Source organism: Paenalcaligenes hominis, from assembly GCF_011927625.1.
In the GTDB taxonomy this organism is placed as follows: domain Bacteria; phylum Pseudomonadota; class Gammaproteobacteria; order Burkholderiales; family Burkholderiaceae_B; genus Paenalcaligenes; species Paenalcaligenes hominis.
In genome coordinates this window covers 491,251-514,511 of the sequence record NZ_JAATIZ010000003.1, presented here as the reverse complement: position 1 = coordinate 514,511, position 23,261 = coordinate 491,251, and the positions used below count along the sequence as shown (strand labels likewise).

Sequence of the window (23,261 nt, the reverse complement as noted above, 5' to 3'; positions counted from 1 at the left end):
TGGTTACACCGTAAAAGATGAGCCGCAACCACATGTGGTGCTAGCATTTGGATTACGGATAACAAACTGAGCGCCTTCTAGGTCATCTTTAAAGTCAATTTCCGCGCCAACCAGATATTGAAAGCTCATGGGGTCAACCAGTAACTGCACCCCGCCTTTTTCAATAACGGTATCGTCATCATCCGTGACGTCATCAAAAGTAAAACCATACTGGAAACCGGAACAACCACCGCCTTGTACGAAAACACGTAGTTTTAGATCGGGATTGCCTTCCTCGAGCAATAGCTCGCGTACTTTTTCAACAGCGGGATCAGTAAAGCTCAAGGGAGCTGGCGGAGCCTGTAGATCGACCGTTTCAGTTAGGGTATTCATAAGAAACTCCTACAACGAATAAATAGGTAACTCTAGTAGTTTAAGCCTTAATCATCTGCTGCCGCAGCAGAACTAGGCACTAGATCAATTTTGTGGGTGGCACGCAACTGCTTGCCTTGGTAGATATGTAAAGTGACCGCCTCGATGCGCAGGCCATCTGGAACCGCTAATAAACCCGTTGTGCGTAAAAACTGATCAAACTCAATATCAGCCGTTGTGCTGGGTTCCTCGCCGGCAGTAGTTAACACTATGTTAACTGAATCTCCGTTTAGATGCCCATGAGCCGTAAATTGTATGTGCCCATTAAAGCGCGGCAGTGCTGCAGGACGCTGTAAAAGCAGCTTGTATCGTAAGGTCTCGGCCTGGGGCTCTAGATCTAGACCACGCACCTGGACAGGGCCTGCACCGGATAAAGGTAACAGATGCTCGTAAAAAGCTAGTTGTTCTTGAAGACGGCCTAGCTCGCGTTGGTTTTCCGTGAGGCGTTGCTGCAATGCGTCTTGGGTGGCTTGCTCTAAGGTCAGCTGGGTGTGCAGGCTTTGGTTTTGCAACTGCGCCTGCTGCAGTTGCTCTTGGGCACCTAGCCATTGGCTATGGACCTGTCTAAGAGAATCTAAGCGCTGCTGCTGCCAATACCAAGCAGAGCCCGCCCCAATGAGCAGGCCCACCAGCACCGCTATGAGCAGCCAACCCCAACGTAATGTGGGTGTAGAGGTAGGTGTTGTCATATTTATTTGACAAAATAAATAAAAACCAGTTCCCTCTTTTTGGTGTTGTTACACAATTAAGGCAAAATCGCGACGTGTTCGAGCCCAGTTTGTTCGGGTAAACCAAACATTAAATTCATATTTTGCACCGCCTGCCCCGACGCACCCTTTACCAAATTGTCTTGGGCAGCCATGATGATGAGTTGGTCGCCATGGCGTTGGATAGCAATACGGATTTTATTAGAAGCACGTACTGAACGGGTTTCAGGTATAACCCCTGCAGGCAATACATCCACAAAGTATTCATTAGCGTAAAACTGCTCGTAGAGGGCCTGAAAGTCTGTGTCCATGCCTTCGGGAGTAATACGCACATACAAGGTAGAGAACATACCGCGAATCATGGGGACTAAATGCGGCACAAAAGTGAGGTCGATATCCTGACCTTGGTTTAAGAGTTTAAGTTGGGCAGAAATTTCGGGGTGATGACGATGCCCACCTACACCATAGGCTTTAAAATTATCGCTGGCCTCGGAAAATAAGCTGCCCACAGCGGCTTTGCGGCCGGCACCCGACACACCGGATTTACAATCCGCTACCACACGGGCTTCTACTAGTGGCGTGCTGTGGCCCCATAATGGCGCTGTACCTAGTAACACGGTAACAGGATAACAGCCGGGGTTGCCCACTACCTGAGCCTTGGCGATTTTTTCACGATTGATTTCGACCAAACCGTACACCGATTGCGCCAAGATGTCGGGGCAGGCGTGGGGCATTTTGTACCATTTTTCGAACACCTTTGTGTCCTGCAAGCGAAAATCAGCGGCCAAATCAATGACCTTGACACCTTTGTCTAATAAGGCCTGGGCCTCGTTCATGGCCACGCCGTGCGGTGTAGCAAAGAAAACCACATCGCACTGGTCAAGCTGAGCCTCGTCGGGCGTTTGAAAAACCGCATCCACATGACCACGCAAACTAGGAAACATGTCGGCTACGGGCATACCGGATTCCTGACGCGAGGTAACGGCCACGACTTGCGCCTGTGGGTGTTGAGCGAGTAACCGCAGTAATTCCACACCGGTGTAACCGGTTGCACCCACAATACCGACTCGAATTGGCTTGGCATGTGTTGACGTAGACATAAGGCCCCTTTATGTGTAGCAAAAAAACAAGATAAGAATCTACTTATCATAAATGAAATAGCGTTTTTTGTGGGAATTAGGACGAGTTCATACGAATAAAAAAACCCCCAGCCGTAGCTGGGGGTTTTTGAGGCACCACAAGGGTGACGCAAAACAATTAGCGTTTGCTGAACTGTTTGCGACGACGCGCTTTGTGGAAACCCACTTTCTTACGCTCGACTTCACGAGCATCGCGAGTCACTAGACCGGCTTGTTTTAGCGCGGGCTTAAGTGTTTCGTCGAAGTCGATCAAAGCACGAGTGATACCGTGGCGTACCGCACCTGCTTGGCCGCTTTCGCCGCCGCCGTGTACGTTTACCTTGATATCAAATGACTCGAGGTGCTCGGTGAGAGCCAAAGGCTGACGCACAATCATGCGGCCTGTTTCACGAGCGAAGTATTCGTCTACAGGCTTGCCATTAACAACAATAGCGCCCGTACCTTTTTTGATAAATACACGTGCCACCGAAGATTTGCGGCGGCCGGTACCGTAATTCCAATTACCGATCATGACCTGTCCTTAGATTTCCAGTGGTTTAGGCTGTTGGGCGGAGTGCGGATGCTCTTCGCCAGCGTAAACCTTGAGTTTCTTGGCCATGGCGTAACCCAATGGGCCTTTAGGGAGCATACCTTTGACGGCTTTTTCTAAAGCACGGCCAGGGAAACGCTGTTGCATGGTTTCAAAGTTGGTCTCTTTAATACCACCTACATAACCTGTATGACGGTAGTATTTTTTGTCTTGGAGTTTGTTACCGGTAACGCGGATATCAGCTGCGTTAATAACAACAATGTAATCGCCAGTGTCAACGTGCGGAGTGTATTCGGGTTTGTGTTTACCACGTAGGCGGCGTGCAACTTCGCTGGCCACACGACCGAGGACTTTGTCCTTGGCATCAATCACAAACCACTCACGACGGACTTCATGCGGCTTGGCCACAAAGGTCTTCATGATAGGTTCCTAAATAAAAAGGCTATTCGCCATAAAATAAAAATTAGCCTATAAGCCAAGGCGTTATTTTTCGCCCGTACTAATAACAAATAGACTAAACCCTAAGATTCTACCACAAATGCCTTTTTTTCAAAGAAAAAAAGCCCCCAAAGCCAAGCAAAGGGGGCTTTTATGCGACAAATAGGCTTATTTACCGCGGTTTGCTAGGGCAATACCTAGGTAATTGTCGTAGGAACCTTCGGCCACACGGAACCAAGGTACTAGCTCGTCACGGAAGGCCATGTAGTTGTCGTGGATGCGCTTGAAGCGCTCGTCTTTCTCGCAGAACTCTTTGTAGAGTTCGTTAGAGGTTTTGAAGGAGGCATCCATAACGTCTCGGGGGAAGGCTTTTAGTACCGCGCCCCCTGCAATTAAACGACGCAGCGCCCCTGGGCTTTGGGAGTCGTAAATGGCTAACATATTATCGGATGCGGCACGTGCCGCTGTCGCCACCATGTTTTGATAAGCTTTAGGTAGCTCGTTAAATGCGTCTTGGTTGACGTATAGCGATACCTGAGCAGACCCTTCCCACCAACCAGGATAATAGTAATACTTGGCGACTTTCTGCAGGCCGAGCTTTTCGTCGTCTACTGGACCAACGAACTCGACAGCATCCAAGGTACCCTTTTCTAAAGAGGGGTAGATGTCCCCGGGGGGAACCTGTTGAGGCACGACGCCCATACGCGCTAAGACTTCGCCAGCAAAGCCAGCTGTGCGCATTTTCAAACCTTTTAGGTCGTCGACGGAGTTAATTTCCTTGCGATACCAGCCGCCCATTTGGGTACCCGTATTACCAAAGGGGAAGTTAACAATATTACGCGTCGCAAAGAGCTCGCGCATGAGCTTCATGCCATCGCCCTCGTACATCCAGGCATTCATTTGGCGTGAGTTTAAACCAAAAGGAACAGCTGTATCAAAACTGAACGACGGATCTTTACCATAAAAGTAGTAAGAAGCAGTTTGCCCCATTTCTACGGTGCGGTTTTCTACGGCGTCCATGACCTCGAAACCCGGCACAATTTCGCCTACAGGGTATAGACGCACATTGAAGTTTCCGTCAGAGATTTCAGTTAGCATCTTGACGAAAAGCTCTGCCGTGGAAAAGAGTGCTGGTAATGACGGCCCGTAAGTGGACGTCATTTTCCAATTTAGCTTTGGCAGGCTTTCAGCAATTGCTGGGGCTGCAACGACAGCAGAACCCGCCACAGCAGTCAAACCGGCTTTTTTCAAAAATGAACGACGCTGCATCGCGTGGAACCTCCATGACGTTCAATTAAAAAGATGACCAAAATATACTGGTCGCAACCATATCATACACCGCAGGTATTCAGAGTGTTATTAGGAATAGCCAGAAGGCTGAGCATTATCAGCCCCACTGTGCTAGCTGCCCGCCACCGCCATATTTTCTATCAAAATAGAGCCAGTCCGTTTACCCCCGCGGATCACTTCATCTGCGCCCACTGCCACCATGTGCTTGAACATGTGCGCTAAGTTACCAGCAATGGTGATTTCCTCTACGGCATGTTGAATTTCACCATTTTCTACCCAAAATCCAAAGGCCCCGCGTGAATAGTCGCCGCTTACGTAATTAATGCCTTGGCCAATAAGCTCGGTCACATACAGACCGGTACCTAGTTTTTTTAGCATTTGTGTTAGGTCATCCGTGGTATCGGTTTGGCTCGAGCGTAACGTGAGGTTATGCGCACCGCCGGCATTCCCTGTGGTGCGCATGCCCAATTTTCGGGCCGTATACGTAGACAGAAAATAACCGTTTAACACCCCTTGATCCACCACAACGCGATCGGTTGTTTTTACGCCTTCTGCATCAAAGGGCGCACTGCCTAAGCCAGCTAAAATATGCGGCTTTTCTATAATTTGGATATGCGGCGCAAAGACGGATTGGCCTAATTGATCAAGTAAAAATGATGTTTTTCTATACAATGCCCCACCGCTGGCTGCACGCACAAAAGAACCGAGCAACCCAGCGGCTAGTGTGGCATCAAATAGCACAGGGTAATGACCTGTTTTAATACGTTTGGCATGCAAACGTGCTAAGGTTTTTTGAGCGGCAATACGCCCTACTTCCTCGGGGCTGGCTAATAGCCGTGGCTTACGAGCGACACTATACCAATAATCGCGCTGCATGGCGTTGCCCTCGCCCGCAATGGGACTGGCGGAAATACTATAGCGACTGTAGGGGTAGCCACCTAAAAACCCTCGACTATTTGCCAAGACAAAATGGCCAACATTTGTGTCCAAGGCGGCGCCATCACTATTGGTGATTAACGGACTGTAATGCAAGGCCGCGCGTTCAGCGCGTAAGGCGAGGCGCGCAGCATGCTGAGCATCAATGGGCCATGGGCTATACAAGGCCAAATCAGGATAATGCAGTGCTAAATCGTCCGTATCAGGAAGGTCTGCCATCGCGTCTTCTGCTGTGTAACGAGCAATATGCCAAGCGGCTGCTACCGTGTCTTGGAGTGCTTTAACTGAAAAATCCGAGGTAGAGGCAGAGCCGCGTTTGTTGCCTGCAAAAACCGTTACACTTAAAGAACGATCACGAGTTTGTTCTATGGTTTCCACGTCTTGCTGCCGCACAGCGACTGATAAGCCCTGATTTTCTGCAATTTCTACGGCGGCGTCTGACGCACCTAACTGCTTGGCATGTTTTAATACATCATCCACCAACTGACAAAATCGCGATTGGTTTTCCGATATGGGCAAAGAAGAAATAGAAGACTGACTCATGGATACTCTTTAAAATGAAGCGAACTACACCGCTGATACTCTATTTATTATGACCGAAAATTACTTAGAACCCGATGAAAACGGCTATTCCGGCCCTAGCAAGTCACAAGTAAAGCGCGATATGCATGCCTTGCAGGATCTAGGCAAGCAATTGGTAGAGCTTTCTAATGACAAACTAAACAAGCTCAACCTAAACGATACCCTGTTAGCCGCCATCAAAGAAGCTCAACGTATTACCGCACGTGAAGGTAAACGCCGTCAACTCCAATATGTGGGCAAGCTCATGCGCTTTGAAGACGCCGATGCCATTCGCCACCAACTAGACATTTGGGAGAACGGCTCTAAGGAACAAGCTAAAGCCATGCACCGACTCGAGGCCTTGCGCGATGTGCTGATGCGCGACGATGCTGCCTTGACCTTATTTTTTGAGGAATTTAACCCCGCCGACCCTCAGGCGTTTCGTAGTCTGGTTCGTAGCGCTCGCAAGGAAAGCCAACAAAACGAGCAGCTTCCCGAAGGCAAAGAGCCTCAGCGCAAGCAGTACCGCCAACTTTTTCAAGCCATTAAATCTATTGTGGAGCAATCAGACCGTTCATGAGCACAGAATTAGAATGCATTGAGATTTCAACCTCAACCAACCCGCAGTTTGCCGTTATTTGGTTACATGGTTTAGGGGCAGATGGTAATGATTTTGCCCCTATTGTTCCTGAGCTAGGTATAGATGATATCCCTATTCGCTTTATTTTCCCTCACGCCCCCGTCATGCCTATTACTATTAACAATGGCATGGCAATGCGAGCTTGGTACGACATTTACATGATGGACTTGGTACGACACGAGGATGAAAAAGGGCTACGGGACTCTCAACTTTTAGTTCAGGCCTTAATTGCCCGCGAAAATGCGCGCGGTATTCCGACTGAACGTATTGTGTTGGCAGGCTTCTCTCAGGGCAGTGCGATGACGTTGCAAACAGGCTTACGCCTAGAGGAACAATTAGCCGGCATGGTGTGTCTATCGGGCTATTTACCCTTGGCGGGCAAGACCAGCACCGAACGCCATCCCGCTAATGCCACCACGCCTATTTTCATGGCCCATGGCACACAAGACCCAGTGGTCCCCATCGAACGTGCGCAGGAATCCAAGGCGCTATTGGGTGAATTGGGTTACGACATTGAGTGGCACACCTATCCTATGCCTCATTCTGTGCACCCCGACGAGGTCAGTGCGATAGGTGATTTTTTGAAAAAAGTGTTGGTGAAATAATAGGCCGCCGCAAAAGCTAACTAGCTTGTTGCGGCAGCTCTAACCACACACGGCGCAGGCTTGGGTCGTATTTATCCATGTCGTCTTTAAAGCCTAAATGCTTTAATAGCCCAAGCATGGCATAGTTTGAAGCAAGCACATAACCGTCTATATAACTCAGCCCTTGATGCGTAGCGGCCTGAATTAATGCCCGCATCATTTGTACGCCTAGCCCATGGCGCTGCCAATCATCCGCTACTACCAATGCATATTCTGCCCCTACGCCGTCTCGGTTGCGTAAATAATGGGCAAAGGCAATGACTTGATCGCCCTCGTCTTTGTTTGAAGTGTGATGTGGAATCGTAGCCACTAAAGCAAGCTCACGATCGTAATCAATACGTGTGTAGCGACTTAGCATAGAGGCAGAAAGTTCGCGCATCATCGACACAAAACGCATATAGCGGCTCTCTTCGGACAGATTGCGTACGAATTCTTGTAAGGCTTGGGCGTCTTCGGGGCGTATAGGACGTAGCGCCCATCTTTGCCCAGAACTAAAGTGATGCTGCTGCACCAAATAACGCGGATATGGATGAATAGCCATATGTGAGTAACCGGTGTGCTCAGGCATTGTAGTGACGGCCTGTGCATGCAGCTCAATCACTAACTGCGAGGCATACAAGCCGCTAGGACTAAGCCAAAGTGGGTCTATATGCACGCCTTTCACAGCGGGGATTTCGCTGACTAATTCAGATAAACGCTCTAGGGCTTGTTGCAGTTGGGCATAAATAGCGCCGCCCGCCTCAGCACCAAGACGCTCTTGCCAGATTGGAGCCCGCTCAATCAAATGACGCGCCAGGTACCGGTTTAATGGTGGCAAAGCAACAGACGTGCGGCTATTGAGAAACTGTAATTGGCTTTGAGCCGCCCCAAAAACAATATATGGCCCATAGTGTTCATCGGTATAACTATGCACACTGGTGGGGGCCAGACTGGGCAAGGTTTGGGGTAGCGCCTGCGTTTGTATAGGAATTTGAAAATACCCCAATAGTTGTGCGCAATCTGCCTCGTCCATATAACGCACCCCTTGTTGCTGTAAGGCCGTAATTAAGGCTCGGGCGGCACGCAGCTGTGCCGGACGACCTAATGATTCGGCGGGCAATATTTGCTGAGCTAGGCGTTGGTTATGGTAGTAGGAAGCCAACGTATTAATCGCGTCGATGGCGGCATCCGGTGTGCGCATGGCGGGTATACCCGCCTGCTCTAAACGGTGACGTAAAGGTCGCATTGAGGCCTCACCCACAAAGCAGCTCATTAACGGCTTATAAAGCGTGGTACTCATTTTCAAAATAGAGTCAGCAATTTGGCTGAGATCGGCATAAGGATCGGGGGCGATCAATACCAAAATACCATCTACTTGCTCGTCTACCGCTAAACTTTCGATGACTTGCTCTATGTAGTCCGTTGTCCATGGCGCATAGCGAGCAATCGGATTTTGCAAACGGTCTGTGGGCAAGGCCATACGCTCTAGAGCATGGCGGGTTTTGGTGCTGAGCGTGGCGAGTTCTACGATCGTGCCATGACGCATAATATCGACAGCCAGTTGCGCCACCCCATCGCCATTGGAAACAATAGCAATGCGTGAACCTTTAACGCGACGTTTTAGACTTAATACTTTAAGGGCCGCATAGAGCTGCATCAGATAACGGACGCGGATGGCGCCCACCCGACGCATTAAGGCACTGAAGACTTCCTCGCGTGCGCGCAACGCTGGCCCTTCATGGATACCGCCCGCTTTCAATACAATAATTGGTTTGGCGGCGGACGCCGCATAAATCGCACTGGCAAACCGCCTAGCCATAGGGTGGCTGTGTAAATACAACACAATACTATCGGTTTGGGCATCAACGGCTAAATAATCCAACACAGCCGCCAAATCCACATCCATTTCCTCGCCCAAATCCACCACAGTTGAAAACCCCACTTGGGCATTTTCATTCCAATCGAGCAGAGCGGTGGCAATGGTGCGCGACTGCGACACCACAGCAATTTTGCCTGCTTGAGGGGCGACAGGATGAATACTGGCATTTAGTTTTCCCCCTGGACGCATTAAACCAAATGAACGTGGCCCTAATACTAAGCAGTGCTGTGCCTGAGCCCAGGTTGTTAGTGAAGCAATAAGCTGCGCGTCATAGGGTTGACTAGAGGAGTGGGTCAATAAACTCAAAGCGCGAGGACGCCATGCAGACAAATGCTGGAGCACATCGAGCAGTTGATCCGCCGGTACGCATACCACCGCTAAATCCCATCGCGTCTCTCCCCCATCTTTACTGGGCCACGCTTGATGGGGATCATAGACCACATGGTGCAAGGTCACTGTCGCATCAAACTGCAAATGACATCGGGCATCAGGGCTGACGACGGTAATGACGGATTGGGGCTCAAATAAAGCGGCTAAACGATGGCGTACTATCATCTTGGCAACCTCGGGGTGATTTTCTTTTTCAGTTTGTTCTGCGCAATTACGTTCAGTCTATTAAAATAAAGGAAATTTGTCCGCGTTAACGGGCATTCTCTTCTTTTGATTGCTATGAGTTTATGACTACTACTATCCGTACCCGCTTTGCTCCCTCACCAACCGGCTATTTGCATTTAGGTGGGGCTCGTACCGCATTGTTTTCATGGGCATTCGCACGTCATCACAACGGTGTTTTTGTACTGCGTATTGAAGACACCGATCTAGAACGCTCTACCCCCGAGGCAGTACAAGCTATTTTAGAGGGCATGGATTGGCTAGGGATGCAGGCCGACGAAGGCCCGTTTTATCAAATGCAGCGCAATGCGCGTCATAAAGAAGTGATAGCACAACTCCTGGAGTCAGGTCACGCCTATTACTGCTACAGTACCCCCCAAGAGGTCGAGGCCATGCGCGAAAAAGCACGCGCATTAGGTTTAAAACCCCGTTATGACGGCACATGGCGTCCTGAACAAGGTAAAACGCTGCCTGCTATCCCTACTGATCGCCAACCTGTGGTGCGTTTTAAAAGCCCACAAACCGGTGTAACAAGCTGGGATGATATGGTTAAAGGTCGTATTACGATCGCTAACGATGAACTCGATGATCTCATTATTGCTCGCGCCGACGGCACCCCTACCTATAACTTTTGTGTGGTTGTGGACGACTGGGATATGGCCATTACCCACGTGATTCGGGGCGACGACCATGTGAACAATACCCCGCGCCAAATTGTCATTCTCGAAGCCTTAGGGGCAACGGTTCCTGTGTATGGCCACGTACCTATGATCCTAGGGCCCGATGGGGAAAAACTGTCTAAACGTCACGGTGCCGTGAGCATTCTGGATTACGACCTGCAGGGCTATTTACCCGAGGCCATGCTGAATTATTTAGCTCGCCTTGGCTGGAGCCACGGCGATGACGAGATTTTCTCAGTCGAGCAGTTTGTCGAATGGTTTGATACCAAAAACCTCAGCCGCTCAGCCTCACAATGGGATCCTAAAAAACTCAATTGGGTCAACGCCCATTACATCAAGCAACGTGATAATGCGGACCTAGCCGAACGGGTTGCACCACGCATTAAAAAATTAGGCGGTAACCCAAGTGCCACCGACCTAAGTGCCGTCATGGAGCTACTAAAAGGCCGTGCCGAAACGCTAAATGACTTAGCCCAAGGCGCCATGATGTTTTGCAGTGAATTCCAGGCAGCGCCTGCCGAACTGCAAGACGAAGTCCTGACGGACAGCGCCCGGGCTTTAGTGCAGGATTTTGCTCAGCGTGCGGCACAGCTTGACGACTGGAACACCGCGACGCTTAGTGCTGTCATTAAAGAAACACTTGGGGCACACCAAGCCAAAATGCCGCAATTAGGTATTCCACTACGCGTAGCGGTAACAGGGCAAAAACAAACCCCCGCTATCGATGCCGTATTGGCCTTGTTAGGCAAAAACACAGTGCTAAGCCGTTTGGCACAACTTGACTAGGCTTGTGTAATACCGGCGCGTCGAGCTCAGGCCGACGCGCCCCTAAAGGCATTTACTTTCGATTAAAACGGCAGGCGATACCCCGGCGATGTTCGAGTGGTATTGTGCTGCACCCCATCAGCGCCTTGTAACCGTAGCTTGTCTGTACTGCTGTGCGACACACTGTAACGGTTTTCATAAATAGGGTCATCGGTGTCTACAGGCGAGCCATTGGACTCGAGGGTTTTCAATACCAGCTGGTCACCATCGCGCCACCAACAACCACTTTCACTGAGCCCCTGCGAAGGCTGTCTGGGGCGTTTGATTTGTTCGGTATACAACATACGCCCATCTGCTTGTAAAGTGAATAAGGTCCGGAGCTCGCCAGCTACCCCTTTTTCTTGACGTTTGCTGAGCCAGTTGCCTACCAACGGGTCTTCAGCTGAAACCGACTCACAAACAGGTTTTTTTTGGGGCTCAGGGGCGGCAGGCGGGGGAGGAAAGGAGGTACACGCAGCCAAACCACTACCTAAAACCATCACCCCGATCACTCGCCAAAAACGAAACGGCTTCATACAGCATGTCCTCGTAAAATGTATTAAGTACCAGCGATTTTACCCTAGCTTTTCATCGCTCTATGCAGTTAATCTAAAACAAAGGTAACTGTAATTGATTTTTGATCTCCTTCAACACCACTATCGTACGGGTTTGCCTAACGCCGGGTAAATTAAAGAAAAAACGATGCATAAAGTCGTCGTAGCTTTCTGGGCTCGACACCACAATTTTTAACAAAAAGTCAGCGTCTCCAGTTACGGCATAACACGCCATAATTTCAGGGGTTTCACGTACTGCTTGAATGAAATTATCCACCATAGTGGCCGAATGCCTATCTAAACTAATTTGTGCAAACATGCAGCTTTGCAAGCCGACTTTATTACGATCCACCACGGCGTGATAGCCGGTAATCACCTTTTGTTCCTCTAAGGCTTTGATACGCCGCCATACAGGTGCTACGGATAACCCGACTTGCTCAGAGACCTGTTGTGCTGAGGCTCGCCCCTCTTTTTGCAGATGATCTAGTATTTTTAAATTAATTGCGTCCATTATTCACCCATATTGAAATGTTTATTTCGTTTATAGGGGAATTTACGCAATAACAACGCAAAGAAAAACCCCGGGTTTCTACTTAAGATGGTAGCTATCATCATGGAGGTTTTATCATGCGTAATAATTTAAATTTAGATTACCAACTTAACGACAATATTAGCGCTGAGTCAGGCCGTATTTTTCTTACTGGCACTCAGGCGTTACTACGCATGCTCTTAAGCCAGGCGCGTCGCGATCAAGCGGCGGGCTTAAATACCGCTGGCTTTGTGTCCGGCTATCGAGGCTCCCCATTAGGCGGCGTGGACTCGACGATGTGGCGCCATGCTAAGGAACTGGAAAAAGCGCGTATCCGTTTTCAGCCCGCAATTAACGAAGACCTGGCTGCAACCATGATGATGGGAACCCAGCAGTTAGACACGCATCCCAACAAAGAGGTCGATGGGGTATTTGGCATGTGGTATGGCAAGGGTCCAGGGGTAGACCGAGCCTGTGATGCTTTGCACCATGGTCATGCGGCCGGAGCAAGTCATAAAGGTGGGGTACTGGTGGTAGTGGGCGATGACCACGTGGGGGTTTCGTCGTCCATTCCCCACAGCAGTGAGCATGCGTTACGTCATTTGCGTATGCCTATCATTCACCCTAGCTCTGTAGAAGAATACGAGTACTTTGGCTTATGGGGCTGGGCCCTATCGCGTTATTCGGGTGCTTGGGTCGGCTTTAAGGCCATCACAGAAACGGTAGAAAGTGGTCGAGCTTTTACTATTATGGATGTGCCTCAATTTGACTTGGCGTTGACCCCGTCACCCCATGCACGCAGTTACGATGCCAAGCCCTTTCTAACGCCGCATATTGAAAACAACATAGAAAGTCGTTTGGTGGCCGTACACGAGTTCGCTCGTGTCTACCCCTTAGATAAACTCATTGACCCTGCCCCCCAAGCTAAAATAGGCATTGTGACGACTGGAAAAAGCACGGTAGATACGCTTGAAGCCATAGAAAACGCCCAAAAAATACAAGCCTTACCGGCAATACGCCACTATAAGCTAGGCTTAATCTGGCCAATTGAAACCGAAGGCTTTCTGGCCTTTGCCCGTGACTTGGATTATTTATTAGTCATCGAGGAAAAAGACGACTTTGTCGAAGCCCAAATCAAAAATTTGCTGTTTGATGCCGGGTTAACTATTGGGGTGCAAGGCAAGAAGAACAGCCAACACCATGAGCTAATTTCACGCTATGGTCAGCTTAGCCCATCCGCTATAGAACAAGCGCTGCTAAGCTGGCTTAACGACCTTAACCTGCTCTCCGCTGTTCCTTCTGCCACCCCCTGTGTTTTACCTACAGTCAAGGCGTTAGATAGTTTTGGCCTAACCCGTCGTCCTTATTTTTGTTCTGGCTGTCCCCACAACAGTTCTACTAAAGTGCCTGAAGGCAGCAAAGCGCTCGCCGGCGTGGGCTGCCACTACATGGCATCGTGGATGGACCGAGATACACAAGGGCTTACTCAAATGGGGGGTGAAGGCACCGACTGGATCGGCGCTTCTGCCTTCATGAATCAAGCCCATATTTTCCAAAATATGGGTGAAGGCACGTATTTTCACTCGGGTTATTTGGCCATACGTCAAGCGGTAGCTGCCCAAGCCAACATCACCTATAAAATCTTATTTAATGATGCGGTTGCCATGACAGGAGGCCAGCCAGTAGACGGGCCTATTTCAGTTCCTCGGATTTGCCAACAAGTCCTCGGCGAGGGGGTGAAGAAAGTCGTGATCACAACGGATGAGCCCGAACGCTACAAAGGGGTTAGCTTACCCGCAGGCATTGAGGTTTTGCACCGCCGTGAGCTGGATCGAGTGCAACGGGAACTGCGAGATATACCCGGGGTGACTGTCTTAATTCACGATCAGACCTGTGCAGCGGAAAAACGCCGACGTCGCAAGAAAAACGACTTTCCCAACCCACAGCGGCGCATTTTCATTAACCCAGAAGTCTGTGAGGGATGTGGCGACTGTGGTGTGCAGTCGAACTGCTTGTCTATTGTGCCGCTCGAAACGGAACTCGGTCGTAAACGCGCTATTGATCAATCCAGCTGTAATAAAGACTTTAGCTGTGTAGAAGGGTTCTGCCCTAGTTTTGTTTCTGTACTGGGTGCCGAGCCCAAAAAAGCGGCTGGCCTTGACAGCACAACCTTGCAAAAGCATTTTGCTGAGGCCTTGCAGAATACAGTGCGTAGCCAAGGGGCTCCCACCGCCTGTAATTTAATTGTGGCTGGCATTGGCGGCACAGGAGTTATTACCATTGGCGCCATCGTCGCCATGGCTGCGCACTTAGAAAACCGCGGTTCGTCAGTATTAGATATGACCGGCTTAGCGCAAAAAGGCGGCACCGTGATCAGCCATGTTCGTCTTTCTGCAGACTCGCAAAGTGCTGGCACCGTTCGTATTGATACGCACCAAGCTGACGTGGCTATTCTCTGTGATAGTGTTGCGGCCAGTAATGCAGCCGCAGCCCAGTGTATTGCCCCCCAAAAGACTCAGGTCTTTATTAATGAATACCTTGCTCCGACCTCTGAATTTACACGTCAACCCGATGTGAAACTGCCGCGTGCAGCATTAGTGGAGCAATTAGTTGGCACCAGTGGACAGCAAAATAGCCATCATGTGGACGCCCATTATCTGGCAGAGCAACTATTCGGTGACAGCATTCTTTCTAATATGATGATGCTTGGTATGGCATGGCAACAGGGGGCCATTCCCATTAGCTTGACCGCTTTGTATCGTGCTATCGAGTTAAATGGCGTCGCTGTTACGGCGAACCAATTAGCTTTTGATGCCGGGCGGGTCTGGATGGCGGCACCAGAAAAAATCACTGCCTTAATTGCCCAACATCAACGTCCCACCACACAACGCCCACAAAGCTTGCATGCCGCCTTAGAGGTGTATGTGCCGCGCTTAACGGCTTATCAGAATGCTGCTTATGCCAAACAGTTCACGCAACTGATTCAAAAACTGAGCCAAGCAGAGCAACGCCTACAGCCCGGCTCTGAACAGCTCAGCCTAGAAGCCGCCCACAGCTTATATAAACTGATGGCGTATAAAGATGAATACGAAGTGGCACGTCTCTACAGCGAGCCGGCTTTTATGGAGCAATTGCAACAGCAATTTGAAGCAGGCTTTGAGGTGAACTTTCATATGGCGCCGCCCTGGATCAGCCGTTTAGGTAGTACGGGACGCCCTTTAAAACGCCAACTGGGTGGCTGGATGCTTAAATTTATGCCTGGCTTAGCTAAGGGCAAAGCCCTTCGTGGTACAGCATTTGACCTATTTGGGTATCAAGCCGAGCGTAAAATGGAACGCGAATTACGCGACCAGTTCATGCACCAGCTCGAGTTGCTAAGCCACCATTTAACCGCTGATCACTTTGACCTGGCGTTGCAGTATGTGAAAATCCCCCAACGTATCCGTGGCTTTGGCCCCGTTAAGCACGCTGCAGTTGAACAAGCACGCAAAGAACAGGCCCAGCTTATTGCTAAAGGCGTATTTCTTAATTAAATATCAAGGCTTTGCAGCCTGCTGGGCTTGGGTTAGACTTTTAGGCATGGGCGCTAGGCCCATGCCTTTATTGTTTGCTTAACTAAGGATATGAATTATGGCTTTTACTGCCACCCAGCCTGCTCAACCCATCCATACAGAACCGAACCCTGCCGGTAACTGGCCTTACCCCTACGATAACGCAGACGAACAATAGCCACTTAACCGCTCTATGTTTACAGATATCTTATCTTTTATTTTGCAAGTTGGCCTGTCACTACTGGGTGCTGCATTTTTGCTTCGAGCGTGGTTGTTTTTTATTCGCATGCCACCGTTTAACCCTTACTCTCAGGCTATCTTTCGTGTCACTGACTGGGCTGTGCTCCCTATACACAAGCTAGTAAAAAATAGTCGCCATATCGATAGCTCAAGCCTCATTGCTGCGTGGCTATGCGCTTTTGTCTCATTGCTTGGGGGTTGGTTGCTTTTGGCTGGCGTCGGTTTACCGCTAGAGCTATTACCTAAACTGGCTTTGGCTGCGCTACTTACCGTCATTAAATGGGCATTAAATATCACCTTATGGCTGATTTTAATTCAAGTCATTTTGTCATGGGTTAACCCCAACGCCCCTGCTATGCCGCTTTTGCTAGCGCTTACTCGTCCTATTATGGAGCCCGTTCGCAAACGCTTACCCAATACGGGTGCCATCGACTTTTCGCCGTTATTGGTACTGTTAATTATCCAAGTATTAAATATGGTGGTGCAGCGCCTTAATTTTGCTCTCATTGCTTTTTAAAAAGCATCATTTACCTTTAAGTGCGTTACACAGAAATGCCCTGGGTGTTTTATAAACACCCAGGGCATTTTCATTGGCTAGCCGCTATGGCTTAGAGGGGGGTGACGCGTGTAGGACCATTACCACTGAGTACTCGTACTCGTTGGCCTGCACTAAACATCACATCCGCCTCTTGGGCGATAGCGCGTGTTTCACCGTTGTCCATTTGGACGGTGATTTCTAGACCTTGTTTTTTATCGGTTTGATTTTCTATGGCGTTGCCTGCTAAACCGCCTAAGATCACCCCTCCGATGGTCGCTAGTACATTACCACGGCCACCGCCAATGGTGCTGCCTGCGACACCACCCAAAGCAGCCCCAGAAGCCGCACCAAAGCCCGATGCTTTGTCAGATTGAATCGTGACGTAGCGAACGGATTGAACCGTACCTAAACGAACAATTTGTTCATTTTGAGCCTGTCCATAACTATAGACTGAGCTGGATGCGGACTGACCTGCACAACCGGTAATAAGTACGGCTGAGGCAACCGCAATACTCGTTAAGGCCAATCTACATGCGTTGAATTGAGTAATTGTTTTCATAGTGACTCCGTTAATACCTCAGCCTACACCACCATTAAATGGTTTTGTTTACACCATAATGTTTTGCTAGCAGCTGCTGAATATCTTGTTTTGTGGGGGCGTGAGTTTGCGTACCCTGATACGCAATTTTAATCCCACCCATCACGCTTCCTAAACACGCAGACTCGTAAATTGACCATCCTTGTGTAAGGCCGTGTAACAACCCAGCGCGGTGCGCATCACCGCAGCCAGTGGGATCCACCACTTCGGCGGCGGGTAAGGCGGCGATGGAATGCGTTTGCCCGTCGGTATAAAGGGTGGCCCCTTTTTCACCTTCGGTGACAATCAACGCTTGCACTTGAGCTGCCAAGCTTGAAAGGTCGGCGCCAACGCGTTGACTGATTACGCTGGCCTCGTAGTCATTTGAGGTCAGAATCGTGCACATGTCAATCATGCGCTCTAAGTCTTCTTTTTCAAATAACGGCATAGCCTGACCTAAGTCAAAAATAAACGGAATGCCTTGAGCATGCAAGCGCTCGGCATGCGCAAACATGGCTTCTTTTGCATCCGGCGCCACAATGCCATACACCGCCTCCATACCCGAAATGTCGTTGTCCGCGGATTTAATCATGGCGCCAGGGTGAAAAGAAGTGACCTGATTACTTTCAAGATCGGTCGTGATAAAGCATTGTGCTGACAAGTAATCGTCAAGCACCTTGACGGCGCTGGTATCAATACCTAGCTCGTGAAAGCGCTGGAGATAATCCGTGCCGTCACTGCCTAGCGTCACGACGGGTACAGCATGACTACCCAACAGGTTGAGGTTGTAGGCAATATTTCCCGCACAGCCCCCATAAAACTTATTAAGTGACGGCGTAAAAAAAGACACGCTTAGCGAGCGTTCTTTATCGATTAGAATGTGGTCTTTGAAATTACCCTCAAAGACTGCAATATAGTCAAAGGCAACCGAACCACAGACTAAAATACGTTTAGACATGAAAACACCTTTTTAGGGATAGTATTTCTCTACGGTAAAACCGTTGATTTTTTTATTGGGTAATAATACCGGCAGACGAATCGTCAGCTGTGCACCTGGCTCAAAGGGGCGCTGACGCTGGCTTGGGGCTAAATACTGCTGGGGCTCGATGGGCAAGGTGGCCAACGCCGCCGCCGACGCATCCGTAAAACTGACAACCAATGTCGGCCACTCTTGGGCCCACGCCAAGGTATTTTTAAGCTGTAATTGCAATAAATACGCGTATTGCCCTTTTTGTTCAAAATTAGGCTGTTGTTGCAACGAAGACTGTCTAATTTCTATGGCCTCTACGGTTCGCATATAAGGAATGCTACACCCAAGACCATCACATAACCGTTGCAATACAGGCCGCGTAAAACTAACGGTATTGGCTATTTGGGCACGATACACATACAACAATTGCAGCGCTGTCATCACCACGAGCACCCACACCAACAAAACCCAAAGAGGACGCGACCACCCGTAATCGGTGCTGGAAGACTCGTCTAGGGCCACAACCCGACGTGGCTCAGCAGAAAAATGGGGTACAGTCGTATCAGGTTGCACTTGCCAACGCGGCTCTGAACGTCCGTCTCGGTTTAAATAAACGCGTATGTCCTCATCGGACTCGGCCGCACTTTGAATAGGTTGTGAGCTACGTATAGCCGCCGCCGTTTGCGCTCGGGTTTTTATCTGTGGCCCTTCTGCAATCGGTGCAGAGACAGGCTGGCTAATAAAATGTGATTGAGACTCACTTTCACTGTCACTCGTAGCAGCAGAAATAGAAAATGAGGGGGGTTTTGATGAACCAGGTGTAGGGCTAGGCGTTGGAGCCGGAATAACCGGTTCAGTAATGGAAGACACAGAAGGCGCTGTTTGAGCTTTAGCCACAGCACATTCATAGGCATCAAAAATTTGCGCACAACGAGGGCAACGCAGCAAGCCTTTGCGTTGCTGCAACTGCTCTAAGGTCACATCGAACTGATGCTGACATTGAGGACACTGGGTCGTTAGCTCAATCATCACATTCACCTAGGAGCTGGATTAGTTAGTTTTATGAGCAACTAAGCAAACCCAACCTTCACGGTCTCGCCAAGGCTGTAGGCTTAAGTAGTCGCTGTACGCATCGCGCATTTCGTCGATTTGCCATTCAAAAATGCCCGCCAACACCAAATACCCACCTGATTTTACTCGGGCCGCTAGCATCGGGGCGAGCATTTTCAGTGGATTAGAAAGAATATTGGCTACCACCACATCGTACTGGCCTTCGCTTAATTGATTTGGTAATAACGCATTGACTGAAACCTGGTTATTGGTGGCATTAGAACGTGTTGACAACACGGCTTGCTCGTCTACGTCGACCGCATCGGTACGTGCTGAGCCGAGTTTTTGCGCAGCAATAGCTAAAATACCTGAACCGCAACCGTAATCCAACACGGTTTGCCCTGCTTGCAAATGGTCGGCCAACCACTCTAAGCATAAGTGCGTTGTGGGGTGACTACCTGTACCAAAGGCCAAGCCCGGATCTAATTGAATGCACACTTTGTTTTGATCGTGGGCTTGATGAATGATGTCATCCTCGGCATGCCAACTAGGAACAATCAGCACTTTGTGGCCGACCTCAATCGGGCCAAACTGAGACTGTGTTAAACGTACCCAATCGTTATCGGGTACCTCGCGCACAGACCAATCCGTATCCTCTAGGGTAATGAGTTGTTGGTCTCGTAAGTCTTGAACCAACTGCTCTGGCTGCATCTGTTCAGGCAATAAGGCCACAACCCGATTACGATCCCAGGCTAAGACTTCAGGTTCTAGCCCTGGCTCGCCGTACAAAGGGCGCTCTTGCTCTGTGTTTTCATTTGCATCCTCGACTGACACCGACAACACACCCAAATCTAACAACACATCGGATAAGTGCTCAGCTTGTTGCTCAGCACATAAAAATACAATTTCACGCATAGTGATTTCCAAAAAATAAAAGCAGAGGTTCCCCCCTGCTTTTTATTTTACCGTGACTTAACGCTTAAGGGCGTTTTGCAAGTTTTTCTTCCAGATAGTGAATACTGAAACCGCCTTCTTTGAATACGGCATCTTGCATAAGCTCGCGGTGCAGCAAGACATTGGTGTTAATGCCCTCGACCACCATTTCTGACAAGGCAATATCCATACGTGCAATGGCTTGCTCGCGGGTCGCACCGTAGGTGATGAGTTTACCAATCATGGAGTCGTAATTCGATGGCACCACATAGCCGGCAAACACATGGGAATCAATACGTACCCCAGGACCACCAGGCGTATGCCATTTCGACACCAAGCCAGGACTAGGAATAAATTTATAGGGGTCTTCGGCGTTAATACGGCATTCGATAGAATGACCTCGGAACTCAATGTCTTTTTGACGCAACGTGAACTTTTCGCCCGCAGCAATAAGAATTTGCTGTTGAATCAAGTCGATACCGGTGATCATTTCGGTAATGGTGTGTTCCACCTGAATACGGGTGTTCATTTCAATGAAATAAAACTCGCCGTTTTCATATAAGAACTCGAAAGTACCTGCACCGCGGTATTTGAGTTTGCGACATGCCTCGACACAACGCTCGCCAATACGATCGAGCTGCTTACGGGGGATACCTGGCGCGGGGGCTTCTTCGATGACCTTTTGGTGGCGACGTTGCATAGAGCAATCGCGTTCGCCTAGCCATACAGCGTGACGATCGCCATCCGCTAAAACCTGAATTTCAATGTGACGGGGGTTTTGGAGGTATTTTTCCATGTAGAGGTCTGGGTTGCCAAAAGCCACCTCTGCCTCGGCACGCGTCATGGCCACGGCATTAAGCAACGCACCTTCGGCATACACCACGCGCATGCCTCGACCGCCACCGCCACCCGATGCTTTCACAATAACGGGGTAGCCAACATCGCGTGCAATTTGAAGAATTTCCTCGGGATTATCAGGCAGTGCACCGGCTGACCCTGGCACCACTGGCACCCCCGCTTCGATCATGGTTTTTTTAGCGGTGACCTTATCGCCCATGAGGCGAATGGTCTCGGCGCGAGGCCCGATAAACACAAAACCACTTTTTTCGACACGATCTGCAAAATCCGCATTTTCCGCCAAGAACCCGTAGCCAGGGTGAATAGCCTCGGCATCGGTGACTTCGGCGGCTGCGATAATAGCAGGCATATTTAAGTAACTTTCACGGGGATTGGCAGGACCGATGCAGACGGACTCGTCAGCCAAACGTACGTATTTAGCGTCGCGATCTGCCTCGGAATGCACGACTACGGTTTTAATACCCATTTCGCGACAAGCGCGCTGGATGCGTAGGGCAATTTCTCCCCGGTTAGCGATAAGGATCTTTTCAAACATGAAATTAGCCAATCACAAACAAAGGCTGACCGTATTCAACGGGAGCGCCATTTTCAACAAGAATTTCTTTGATGACGCCCGCTTTATCTGCTTCGATTTCGTTTAGCAGCTTCATCGCTTCGATAATACATAGCGCATCGCCTTCGGCAACGCTTTGGCCTACCTCTACAAACGGAGCCGCGCCCGGATTAGGAGCACGATAGAAAGTACCTACCATGGGGGCTGTCACCACATGGCCATTTGGCACTGCAGGGGTTTCCTCTGCTGCGGGGGCAGCAGCCGCTACGGGAGCAGCGGCAGGTGCAGTGCCAACGGGAGCTGCGGCATATACCATTTGTTGAGGTGCAGCAGGTGCCGACTTAACAATTCTGACCTTGCCATCCCCCTCGGTGACTTCGAGTTCAGAAATATCAGACTCTGCGACGAGGTCAATTAAGGTTTTAAGTTTTCTCAGATCCATGCATGTTTCCTGCCACACCGCTGCCGTCTTTAAATAAATACGGGCTTGGGTGTTGTTAAAATTGGATAAAAATTAAGCAGCGACGGCGTAACGTAATGCTACTTCATAGCCGTAAGCGCCTAGTCCTACCACCACCCCTTGCGCTATATCAGACAAATACGAATGATGACGAAAGGGCTCTCGACGATGCACATTGGAAAGATGTACTTCGATGAAAGGGATAGCGACGCCCGCGAGCGCATCACGAATAGCAACACTGGTATGGGTATAGGCGCCGGCGTTGATGATAATGTAATCAACCTGCTCTTGGGCTGCGGCGTGAATTCTATCCACGAGCTTCCCCTCAGAGTTGTTTTGATAGGTATCACATTTCACTTTCAGCTGGGTAGCCAGTTGCACTAAATGCTGATTTACATCATCGAGTGTCTGCGCACCATAAATATGAGGCTCGCGCGTACCAAGCAAGTTCAAGTTAGGGCCATGTATAACCAGAATGTTACGTGCCATTGCTAAATAAAATTATGATTCTAGACCGCCTTTTTACGCCAAAACGCCCTGTTTGTCCATAAAAACAAGGCGCTTCGCAATAAAATAAGGCATAAGGTGACTTAGTTTAATCGAAAATAGACGCTATTGCTGTTACCCACACTTAATTTTTCAACTTGATTAAAATTTGATCAAGTTGAGCAGAATCGATTTGCCCCAACACCTGTTCGGCGATTGAGCCATCAGCATTCAAAACCAGAGTAAAGGGAATGCCACCGGCCTTGTTACCTAAATTCTTCATGATTTGCACCCCACGATGTCCGGTGACATAAATGGCGTAGTTAACCGGTACTTTTTCTAGAAAACGTTTAACGTTACGCTGCGTATCAATGGCTAAGCCCACAAATTGCACCTCGGGATGCGCCTGACTCAGAGCCTCGAGCTCGGGCATTTCTTTGACACATGGCGGACACCATGTCGCCCAGAAATTAAGCACTAACGCTTTGCCTTGGTAAGGGGCGAGATTTATAGTTTGCCCTGTTAAGTCGTCGGCTTCAATGGCAAACACTTGGGGTTCGGCCCACGCTGAGCCAACCCAACCTATCAGCCCAAATAAGCCCGCTAACCCCATTTGACGCAATTTCATTCTTTCCTCTTTGTGCAATGACTCTTTATTTTAGAAGCCTACCATGCGCAAATGGTTCCTTTTTTGCAGCATGAACGCAAATCTT

23 protein-coding genes are annotated in these 23,261 nt (G+C 49.4%); 5 read left to right on the top strand and 18 right to left on the bottom strand.

Features of this window, described 5'->3' with window-relative positions; genetic code table 11:
• Window positions 1-3: 3 nt before the first annotated feature.
• From erpA to pmbA, 7 genes are all read right to left on the bottom strand, one after another.
• Complete coding sequence (gene erpA, locus GGR41_RS09585) at window positions 4-372, bottom strand: iron-sulfur cluster insertion protein ErpA (protein ID WP_077733858.1); 369 nt, start codon at window positions 370-372, stop codon at window positions 4-6.
• Window positions 373-419: 47 nt separating this feature from the next.
• Complete coding sequence (locus tag GGR41_RS09580) at window positions 420-1,100, bottom strand: DUF6776 family protein (RefSeq protein WP_167661635.1); 681 nt, start codon at window positions 1,098-1,100, stop codon at window positions 420-422.
• Between the two features lie 56 nt (window positions 1,101-1,156).
• Window positions 1,157-2,218 (bottom strand): N-acetyl-gamma-glutamyl-phosphate reductase, encoded by a 1,062-nt coding sequence (argC, locus tag GGR41_RS09575; RefSeq protein ID WP_077733860.1) that lies wholly within the window; start codon window positions 2,216-2,218, stop codon window positions 1,157-1,159.
• Window positions 2,219-2,375: 157 nt separating this feature from the next.
• Complete coding sequence (rpsI, locus tag GGR41_RS09570) at window positions 2,376-2,768, bottom strand: 30S ribosomal protein S9 (protein ID WP_077733861.1); 393 nt, start codon at window positions 2,766-2,768, stop codon at window positions 2,376-2,378.
• A 9-nt stretch (window positions 2,769-2,777) separates the two neighbouring features.
• Complete coding sequence (rplM, locus tag GGR41_RS09565; RefSeq protein WP_077733862.1) at window positions 2,778-3,206, bottom strand: 50S ribosomal protein L13; 429 nt, start codon at window positions 3,204-3,206, stop codon at window positions 2,778-2,780.
• A 186-nt stretch (window positions 3,207-3,392) separates the two neighbouring features.
• Window positions 3,393-4,493, bottom strand: coding sequence for a TRAP transporter substrate-binding protein (locus tag GGR41_RS09560; protein ID WP_167661634.1), 1,101 nt, complete (start codon window positions 4,491-4,493; stop codon window positions 3,393-3,395).
• 132 nt (window positions 4,494-4,625) lie between these two features.
• The gene (gene pmbA / locus GGR41_RS09555; protein WP_167661633.1) at window positions 4,626-5,993 is read right to left on the bottom strand and encodes a metalloprotease PmbA; all 1,368 of its coding nucleotides are present in this window, start codon (window positions 5,991-5,993) and stop codon (window positions 4,626-4,628) included.
• Window positions 5,994-6,042: 49 nt separating this feature from the next.
• Between pmbA and yjgA the strand changes: the two genes are divergently transcribed.
• Window positions 6,043-6,591, top strand: coding sequence for a ribosome biogenesis factor YjgA (yjgA, locus tag GGR41_RS09550; protein ID WP_077733865.1), 549 nt, complete (start codon window positions 6,043-6,045; stop codon window positions 6,589-6,591).
• Window positions 6,588-7,256: an alpha/beta hydrolase gene (locus GGR41_RS09545; protein WP_167661632.1), complete on the top strand. Its 669-nt coding sequence runs from the start codon at window positions 6,588-6,590 to the stop codon at window positions 7,254-7,256. Before yjgA ends, GGR41_RS09545 begins: the two co-directional genes overlap by 4 nt.
• 16 nt (window positions 7,257-7,272) lie before the next feature.
• Here GGR41_RS09545 and GGR41_RS09540 read toward each other — a convergent pair whose 3' ends face one another.
• A complete protein-coding gene (locus GGR41_RS09540; protein WP_167661631.1) occupies window positions 7,273-9,708 on the bottom strand; it encodes a bifunctional acetate--CoA ligase family protein/GNAT family N-acetyltransferase in 2,436 nt (811 codons plus the stop codon).
• 122 nt (window positions 9,709-9,830) lie between these two features.
• Here GGR41_RS09540 and gltX point away from each other — a divergent pair, with 122 nt between their 5' ends.
• Window positions 9,831-11,231, top strand: coding sequence for a glutamate--tRNA ligase (gene gltX, locus GGR41_RS09535; RefSeq protein ID WP_167661630.1), 1,401 nt, complete (start codon window positions 9,831-9,833; stop codon window positions 11,229-11,231).
• Window positions 11,232-11,293: 62 nt separating this feature from the next.
• On the opposite strand, the gene GGR41_RS09530 is transcribed toward gltX, so the two are convergent.
• On the bottom strand, window positions 11,294-11,785 hold the full coding sequence (locus tag GGR41_RS09530; RefSeq protein ID WP_077733869.1) for a hypothetical protein: 492 nt from the start codon (window positions 11,783-11,785) through the stop codon (window positions 11,294-11,296).
• Between the two features lie 73 nt (window positions 11,786-11,858).
• Entirely contained in the window at window positions 11,859-12,314 is a 456-nt protein-coding gene (locus GGR41_RS09525; protein WP_077733870.1) for an Lrp/AsnC family transcriptional regulator, read from the bottom strand.
• A 116-nt stretch (window positions 12,315-12,430) separates the two neighbouring features.
• Between GGR41_RS09525 and GGR41_RS09520 the strand changes: the two genes are divergently transcribed.
• Complete coding sequence (locus GGR41_RS09520) at window positions 12,431-15,865, top strand: indolepyruvate ferredoxin oxidoreductase family protein (protein WP_167661629.1); 3,435 nt, start codon at window positions 12,431-12,433, stop codon at window positions 15,863-15,865.
• 211 nt (window positions 15,866-16,076) lie between these two features.
• Window positions 16,077-16,640: a YggT family protein gene (locus tag GGR41_RS09515; RefSeq protein WP_167661628.1), complete on the top strand. Its 564-nt coding sequence runs from the start codon at window positions 16,077-16,079 to the stop codon at window positions 16,638-16,640.
• A 91-nt stretch (window positions 16,641-16,731) separates the two neighbouring features.
• Here GGR41_RS09515 and GGR41_RS09510 read toward each other — a convergent pair whose 3' ends face one another.
• From GGR41_RS09510 to GGR41_RS09475, 8 genes are all read right to left on the bottom strand, one after another.
• Complete coding sequence (locus GGR41_RS09510) at window positions 16,732-17,220, bottom strand: outer membrane lipoprotein (RefSeq protein ID WP_167661627.1); 489 nt, start codon at window positions 17,218-17,220, stop codon at window positions 16,732-16,734.
• Between the two features lie 34 nt (window positions 17,221-17,254).
• Entirely contained in the window at window positions 17,255-18,196 is a 942-nt protein-coding gene (locus GGR41_RS09505; protein WP_167661626.1) for a carbohydrate kinase family protein, read from the bottom strand.
• A 12-nt stretch (window positions 18,197-18,208) separates the two neighbouring features.
• Window positions 18,209-19,237 (bottom strand): zinc-ribbon and DUF3426 domain-containing protein, encoded by a 1,029-nt coding sequence (locus tag GGR41_RS09500; RefSeq protein WP_167661625.1) that lies wholly within the window; start codon window positions 19,235-19,237, stop codon window positions 18,209-18,211.
• A gap of 21 nt (window positions 19,238-19,258) precedes the next feature.
• The gene (gene prmA / locus GGR41_RS09495; protein ID WP_167661624.1) at window positions 19,259-20,173 is read right to left on the bottom strand and encodes a 50S ribosomal protein L11 methyltransferase; all 915 of its coding nucleotides are present in this window, start codon (window positions 20,171-20,173) and stop codon (window positions 19,259-19,261) included.
• 64 nt (window positions 20,174-20,237) lie between these two features.
• Window positions 20,238-21,584, bottom strand: a complete 1,347-nt coding sequence (gene accC, locus GGR41_RS09490) for an acetyl-CoA carboxylase biotin carboxylase subunit (protein ID WP_167661623.1) — start codon at window positions 21,582-21,584, stop codon at window positions 20,238-20,240.
• A gap of 4 nt (window positions 21,585-21,588) precedes the next feature.
• On the bottom strand, window positions 21,589-22,044 hold the full coding sequence (gene accB, locus GGR41_RS09485) for an acetyl-CoA carboxylase biotin carboxyl carrier protein (protein WP_077733877.1): 456 nt from the start codon (window positions 22,042-22,044) through the stop codon (window positions 21,589-21,591).
• A gap of 72 nt (window positions 22,045-22,116) precedes the next feature.
• Window positions 22,117-22,551 carry a type II 3-dehydroquinate dehydratase gene (gene aroQ / locus GGR41_RS09480; protein WP_167661622.1) on the bottom strand — a complete coding sequence of 145 codons (435 nt, stop codon included), beginning with the start codon at window positions 22,549-22,551 and terminating at the stop codon, window positions 22,117-22,119.
• Between the two features lie 142 nt (window positions 22,552-22,693).
• The gene (locus tag GGR41_RS09475; RefSeq protein ID WP_167661621.1) at window positions 22,694-23,176 is read right to left on the bottom strand and encodes a TlpA family protein disulfide reductase; all 483 of its coding nucleotides are present in this window, start codon (window positions 23,174-23,176) and stop codon (window positions 22,694-22,696) included.
• Window positions 23,177-23,261 lie beyond the last annotated feature (85 nt).

What these genes read in the sequence shown, in the direction of transcription:
- erpA (WP_077733858.1), bottom strand. Translation starts at nt 372, where the DNA reads ATGAATACCCTAACTGAAACGGTCGATCTACAGGCTCCGCCAGCTCCC.
- GGR41_RS09580 (WP_167661635.1), bottom strand. Translation starts at nt 1,100, where the DNA reads ATGACAACACCTACCTCTACACCCACATTACGTTGGGGTTGGCTGCTC.
- argC (WP_077733860.1), bottom strand. Translation starts at nt 2,218, where the DNA reads ATGTCTACGTCAACACATGCCAAGCCAATTCGAGTCGGTATTGTGGGT.
- rpsI (WP_077733861.1), bottom strand. Translation starts at nt 2,768, where the DNA reads ATGATCGGTAATTGGAATTACGGTACCGGCCGCCGCAAATCTTCGGTG.
- rplM (WP_077733862.1), bottom strand. Translation starts at nt 3,206, where the DNA reads ATGAAGACCTTTGTGGCCAAGCCGCATGAAGTCCGTCGTGAGTGGTTT.
- GGR41_RS09560 (WP_167661634.1), bottom strand. Translation starts at nt 4,493, where the DNA reads ATGCAGCGTCGTTCATTTTTGAAAAAAGCCGGTTTGACTGCTGTGGCG.
- pmbA (WP_167661633.1), bottom strand. Translation starts at nt 5,993, where the DNA reads ATGAGTCAGTCTTCTATTTCTTCTTTGCCCATATCGGAAAACCAATCG.
- yjgA (WP_077733865.1), top strand. Translation starts at nt 6,043, where the DNA reads ATGACCGAAAATTACTTAGAACCCGATGAAAACGGCTATTCCGGCCCT.
- GGR41_RS09545 (WP_167661632.1), top strand. Translation starts at nt 6,588, where the DNA reads ATGAGCACAGAATTAGAATGCATTGAGATTTCAACCTCAACCAACCCG.
- GGR41_RS09540 (WP_167661631.1), bottom strand. Translation starts at nt 9,708, where the DNA reads ATGATAGTACGCCATCGTTTAGCCGCTTTATTTGAGCCCCAATCCGTC.
- gltX (WP_167661630.1), top strand. Translation starts at nt 9,831, where the DNA reads ATGACTACTACTATCCGTACCCGCTTTGCTCCCTCACCAACCGGCTAT.
- GGR41_RS09530 (WP_077733869.1), bottom strand. Translation starts at nt 11,785, where the DNA reads ATGAAGCCGTTTCGTTTTTGGCGAGTGATCGGGGTGATGGTTTTAGGT.
- GGR41_RS09525 (WP_077733870.1), bottom strand. Translation starts at nt 12,314, where the DNA reads ATGGACGCAATTAATTTAAAAATACTAGATCATCTGCAAAAAGAGGGG.
- GGR41_RS09520 (WP_167661629.1), top strand. Translation starts at nt 12,431, where the DNA reads ATGCGTAATAATTTAAATTTAGATTACCAACTTAACGACAATATTAGC.
- GGR41_RS09515 (WP_167661628.1), top strand. Translation starts at nt 16,077, where the DNA reads ATGTTTACAGATATCTTATCTTTTATTTTGCAAGTTGGCCTGTCACTA.
- GGR41_RS09510 (WP_167661627.1), bottom strand. Translation starts at nt 17,220, where the DNA reads ATGAAAACAATTACTCAATTCAACGCATGTAGATTGGCCTTAACGAGT.
- GGR41_RS09505 (WP_167661626.1), bottom strand. Translation starts at nt 18,196, where the DNA reads ATGTCTAAACGTATTTTAGTCTGTGGTTCGGTTGCCTTTGACTATATT.
- GGR41_RS09500 (WP_167661625.1), bottom strand. Translation starts at nt 19,237, where the DNA reads ATGATTGAGCTAACGACCCAGTGTCCTCAATGTCAGCATCAGTTCGAT.
- prmA (WP_167661624.1), bottom strand. Translation starts at nt 20,173, where the DNA reads ATGCGTGAAATTGTATTTTTATGTGCTGAGCAACAAGCTGAGCACTTA.
- accC (WP_167661623.1), bottom strand. Translation starts at nt 21,584, where the DNA reads ATGTTTGAAAAGATCCTTATCGCTAACCGGGGAGAAATTGCCCTACGC.
- accB (WP_077733877.1), bottom strand. Translation starts at nt 22,044, where the DNA reads ATGGATCTGAGAAAACTTAAAACCTTAATTGACCTCGTCGCAGAGTCT.
- aroQ (WP_167661622.1), bottom strand. Translation starts at nt 22,551, where the DNA reads ATGGCACGTAACATTCTGGTTATACATGGCCCTAACTTGAACTTGCTT.
- GGR41_RS09475 (WP_167661621.1), bottom strand. Translation starts at nt 23,176, where the DNA reads ATGAAATTGCGTCAAATGGGGTTAGCGGGCTTATTTGGGCTGATAGGT.